General features: G+C 36.7%; 4 protein-coding genes. 2 read left to right on the forward strand and 2 right to left on the reverse strand.

What is annotated here, in order from left to right:
* Positions 1-209: 209 nt before the first annotated feature.
* Both FVQ77_17165 and FVQ77_17170 read right to left on the reverse strand, forming a co-directional pair.
* Positions 210-794, reverse strand: coding sequence for a hypothetical protein (locus FVQ77_17165; protein ID MBW8052033.1), 585 nt, complete (start codon positions 792-794; stop codon positions 210-212).
* Between the two features lie 21 nt (positions 795-815).
* Positions 816-2,492 (reverse strand): T9SS type A sorting domain-containing protein, encoded by a 1,677-nt coding sequence (locus tag FVQ77_17170; protein MBW8052034.1) that lies wholly within the window; start codon positions 2,490-2,492, stop codon positions 816-818.
* A gap of 561 nt (positions 2,493-3,053) precedes the next feature.
* Between FVQ77_17170 and FVQ77_17175 the strand changes: the two genes are divergently transcribed.
* Positions 3,054-3,947, forward strand: a complete 894-nt coding sequence (locus FVQ77_17175; GenBank protein ID MBW8052035.1) for an SDR family NAD(P)-dependent oxidoreductase — start codon at positions 3,054-3,056, stop codon at positions 3,945-3,947.
* Positions 3,948-4,394: 447 nt separating this feature from the next.
* Positions 4,395-5,195 (forward strand): hypothetical protein, encoded by an 801-nt coding sequence (locus FVQ77_17180; GenBank protein ID MBW8052036.1) that lies wholly within the window; start codon positions 4,395-4,397, stop codon positions 5,193-5,195.
* Positions 5,196-5,268 lie beyond the last annotated feature (73 nt).

Raw genomic sequence — 5,268 nt, forward strand, 5'->3', positions numbered from 1 at the left:
TACTATGTAATAAAATAAGTGAAATGATTAAAGAGGTAACTCCCTGGGCTAAAATCGTTGTGTTATGTTTTGTTTTCATGATTTTGTGGTAAAGTATAATTATCTCGCTGGTTTTTTGGCAATATAAATGTTACGCTATAAGAAAAGGATTTGGATAAATGCTAATAAATCATAAATTTAAATCGATCTCAGCAATTCCAACGACACCATTAATTCAAAGCACCTAAGAGTATCCATTGCCTGATGAGTTTTAAATCATTAGTATCTACCGGGAACGGAGGAGTTGAGCAAGGAATTGTAAGTGTTTTAGGCATAGGGCATCCTTCCCCGACATCTAAGCTAATATCCGCAACAAACCCGTTATTAATTTTCCTGAAAAGAAAACTGCGGCAATAGTCTCCCGGATATATTAATTTATACCCTTTACTTCGAGCGCTGTCATTGGAAGGGATCTGATTGACTATATTATCGTAAACTGCCTGCATGCTATCAGCAAGTGTTGGCCCCGTTCCCTGAAGGTCAGGAAGACCAACTGGAGGAGTATTGTCATGACAGACACTGAAAGTACACCTTGTTTGGAATATAGGATAAACTTTTTCCCACGTGTTTTGGGAAGTATCATAAATACAAGTATCCGATACAGTAGCATTCGGATTATAATTTGTTGCAGTAGAATCCATACAACCTTTCACTGCAGGTGGAGAAGGTTTAACTTCTTCTTTTTTCTTACATGCATCTATTATTATAACCGTTAGAAATGCTAAAACTAATAGCTTTAGCAAAGTTTTTTTCATAATAAATTTTTGTTTCTATTATTAATAAATTATTAATTTACCTCTACCGATTACTTCATTCTTCCCGCTAACCTGATAAAAATAAACACCGCTTGATAAATCATTTCTTTCAATGATCAATGGCTGTGAATTTATATCATAAATTTGTTTCACCTTAGTACCTAATACGTCATAAAGTGTGAATGTAGTGAACGGGCATGTTGATCCCGATCCTGTAGAGGCCTGTTCACCGCTGGATAAGAACAGAATTGCCTTATCAGTAAATGGGTTTGGAAAAATTTCAATATTTTCTTTCACTGAAACAGAATTTTCTGAAATAGCAGTTGTTGTAACAAAAAGCCCGGTTGTATCTGTAACATACAATAAAACCATGATCATCATCTCATCTACGGAAGTAAAACCCCAGGTCACAGGACTGTTTGGCCCGGTATTGATATAAGAAGCTTCCTGAATAAGTCCTTCATTTTTAGGAACCAATAAAAACGGATAATCATAGTTTCTTGAAGGAGGACGGTCGTAATCATAACTTTTTAAGGTATCATTAGGATCTCCATTCTTATGAGAAGCATCAAAATATTGCACCCCTTTTGTTCCGTCAGTATTTCTTTTATAAATATCAAAATCAACTCCCCATTGATGGGTATGCGAAGTCATCCCCCAAACAAAAATATCATTAAGTCCATCATTTTGTGGGATAAAAGAATCTTCAAATGTATAAGTATTACCATCGTTCCATATCACTAACCCGATAGGAAAAGCGCCCAGGACCAAGTCAGTATGCATTATTTGCTTAGCTGTACCTTTGGTTTGGGTATAGATATTTATATAAACTTCCGCTTTCATCACCGATGGGGTTTGATTGATATGATGAGAATTTAAGTCGAGCAAAGCCGCTTGCGGCCATACAAAGGCAGTATTCGCGGGCAAGAAAACGCTATTAGTAAATTGGGCTCCGGTAACAAACGCAACAGGATCTGTAGTATGCCCTGGTCTTAGTCCCTCGGGTGTTCCGGAAGCATCATTTTCTATACGATAAAGTATAAAGTGATGAGAGTAATCATCACCCATAATCACATCAGTACGGTAGATCTCAATCGTATCGGCAAGATGCGGGTCAATCTTAAGAAAGTATTCAAGTTCACCAAAAGGCGCTATGAAGTAAGGCCCAAAGTGAATCTGAAAACCCTCAGAAGGAGCGGGCGCTGCTGGTGGAATAGGTACAGAAGCTAATCCGTTACCGTTGTAATAATCATTGATAAGTGCAGTATCTGCCACTACCCCGGTTTCTGGTGCACCCCAAAGGATCCATTGCCGGATCAGTTCTTTATTTTCATTGCTTAATATTGCTACGTTAACACCTTCACCAGGATCTAATACAATATCTGCATCTAATCCATTATTGATTTTCCTGAACAGGAAGCTGTAGTGTGGATGGCCCGGATCAATACGTGTATATCCTTTAGATTGAGCAAAAGTGTTGGCAGTCGGCTGATCAAAAATACTAGTGTATGCATTAGCCATTGTCGTAGTTGCAAAATCCACGCTGTCTATGGTACCAATACTCTGAAAAATAGTGTAAACTTCCTGCCACGTACTCTGACCAAGGGCATGTTTTGAGTGCAGCGAAGAAACTGAAAAAGAAAATAGCGTGAATATTATTAAATACTCCATACGCTGTAAATACTTAAATTTTTTCATGATCTTATTTTTGAGTCCACTCTAAAAAGTGTTTTTGGTTCTCGCAAAGGCGCAAAGGGCGCAAAGTTATACACTTAACTAATTGATATTCAATCCTTTGCGAACTTTGCGTCTTTGCGAGAAACTATTTCTTTTCAATTTTTTACTTTTTAGAGTGGACTCATTTTTTAGTTAATATTAAAAACACATACATATAAATACATATGCAAATATAGTTATTTTTTCCATATTCAAATAATTTTTTATTTTTTTTAAAAAATTAATTAAGTTTGAGCCCACTCCAAAAAGCATGCACTGAACGAAGTGAACGTGTCAATTTTCGCCACAAAAGCACAAAAACACAAAATCCCACAAAAGTTATTTGATTGGTTTTTCCCGAGTACTCGGGATGGGATTTAGTGCTTTGGTGTTTTAGTGGCATTTTTTCTTTTTTAACTTTTTAGAGTGGACTCAAGTTTTTATCTAAAAGAATTGGCTATATTTGCCCCAACAATAACGAACTCTGGTTTTTAAAAATAAATTTGGTTGGCATAGATAATTTTAGATAGAAGTAATTTAACAATGAAAACGAACGGTTTAAATATTTTTCCTAATAAACAAGATGAGCTATATACGCTGATCACAGGTGCCAGCGCAGGTATTGGCAAAGCAATGGCAAAAGAATGTGCTGAACGAAAAATGAACCTGCTGCTTGTTGCATTGCCAGGCCCGGAATTAGCAGAATACGCAGCGCACTTAGAATTGACGTATAATATCAAAGTATTCTATTTTCCCATCGATCTTAGCCATAAAAATGCGGCACAGCAACTGCATGAGTGGTGCGTAAGCAAAAGATTGTCCGTTAATGTGCTTATAAATAATGCCGGTGTAGGCCATGTTGGTTCATTTGAGGGATCCACAGTTGACTTTTATCAAAATATGATGCAATTAAATATGCAGACATTGGTTACACTCACACAACTATTTATTCCCGAACTAAAAAAACATTCCACCAGCTACATATTAAATGTTGGAAGTACGTCTGCACTCCATCCGGTACCATACAAATGTGTCTATTCAGCCACCAAATCTTTTGTTTTATACTTTTCGAAAGCATTAGGGGCAGAATTAAAAAATACCTCCGTCATAGTTAGCTGTGTTTGCCCTGGTGTGGTAATGACCAATAAAGAGGTTCGGAAAGCAATAAATTCAGCAGGGCGCTTTGCAAGATTAACCCTGATGTCAGCAGATGAAGTGGCCCATATAGCCATTGAAGGATTATTAAAGAAAAAAACAATTATTATACCTGGAAAATTTAATAAAATGCTTTTGTTTATTGCTAAATTTATACCAGACGCTTATGTAGCTGCCCTGTTTGAAAGTTTCTTTAGAAATCTCTTGAAACAAAACATAGCCACTGCTCCGCCTGCCAGCTTACCTGCCAGGCAGCGGCCTGTCGCGGCTTTAGATTCTTAAAGAGCTATTAATAATACTCGGGTTCATAATAAAAATTCAGTACCTAATTCCTATCATAAAAATTCGTACATTGTCATCGGGGATTCTTCATTCGTCTGGCTGCTACGTGTTTGTTTTTTGTTAAGTCAGACAGGTATATTTGCATTGGGGATAGTATAATTAGTGTCTGTCCATAAACTAAAATTATAAGAATAGCACCACGATTTATCGTGGTGATAATAATCAAAAAAATAAATTCTAAGTCCGTTTTAACGGACTTCAATAATTGGATATTCAAAGTGATTAAAGTCCGTTAAAACGGACTGAAAAATGGTGATGTCGTTTTTTCACCCTGATAAATCAGGGTGCTATTCTTATGAAAAAGTGACTTTAGAGACAGACACTAATTAGTATCAGGCAAACAACCTGTATTAGATATTTATCGTATAATACTCTATATCTTTTTTTATGAGCAAAACAACAAAAATAACAATACTTTTTCTCTCCTTATGGTTTTTACGCTTATCTGATCCTGTTTCAGGGCAGATAGTTGGGGAAATTGCTACCCTTGCAGCGGAAAACCTTGCGGGTAATATGGCCGAAATTTTTGCTACCAACAATTGCTGCGGAGATGCCGGTTGTTATTATTGGATGTATGATATATTGTTCCATGAAGCATGGCATCATCACCGGGAGTTATTGGATAGGGAAGGAACAATTCCAAGAATTTCCAGCCTGGAGATCTTTATCAATGGAGCTTATAATCCGTCTGAATATTATCTGTTTCTACCCGGCCTTAGAGTAAACCGGGGATTTTTTTCCACCGACTTCAGAGTGTTTTCAATTTATGAACAGGCATTGAATTATAGCGATGGCTATAATACTATTTCTTATTTAACCTACGATTGGCAGGTCTTACAGCTTAATCTTGTAGTATTGCCCGAATTTAATTTGAGGGCAGGTACAGGTTTTATGTTAGAACAATTTACGGGTTTAGCCTACAATGAACATACAGTGAATGCAGACATATTTTTTGAAAAAAGATCAGCTTTTTTAGTACCTTCCATCTTCACTACTGAATTTAGATTTGCCTCTGATTATGTAACAGGAGCGGTCCCTCGTATGGAATTTAGCGCTATAGGAAACTATAAACTGCAAAATACAGGACGGTTAAATGTATATCTTTCCCTCGGAGGTATGTACGCACTTTATTACAGTACTGTAAATGTATGGGCTCTGCAGGCAGGGTTGAATATGCGAATAGAGTAATAGGTATATGCGTTTAGGTCGCACAAGATTTATACTTTTGAATATGTATGAGTGACTAACCACGCCATTTATG

Source organism: Cytophagales bacterium (assembly GCA_019456305.1).
In the GTDB taxonomy this organism is placed as follows: domain Bacteria; phylum Bacteroidota; class Bacteroidia; order Cytophagales; family VRUD01; genus VRUD01.

Coding starts and splice junctions, on each gene's coding strand:
- FVQ77_17165 (MBW8052033.1), bottom strand. CDS start 794: ATGAAAAAAACTTTGCTAAAGCTATTAGTTTTAGCATTTCTAACGGTT.
- FVQ77_17170 (MBW8052034.1), bottom strand. CDS start 2,492: ATGAAAAAATTTAAGTATTTACAGCGTATGGAGTATTTAATAATATTC.
- FVQ77_17175 (MBW8052035.1), top strand. CDS start 3,054: ATGAAAACGAACGGTTTAAATATTTTTCCTAATAAACAAGATGAGCTA.
- FVQ77_17180 (MBW8052036.1), top strand. CDS start 4,395: ATGAGCAAAACAACAAAAATAACAATACTTTTTCTCTCCTTATGGTTT.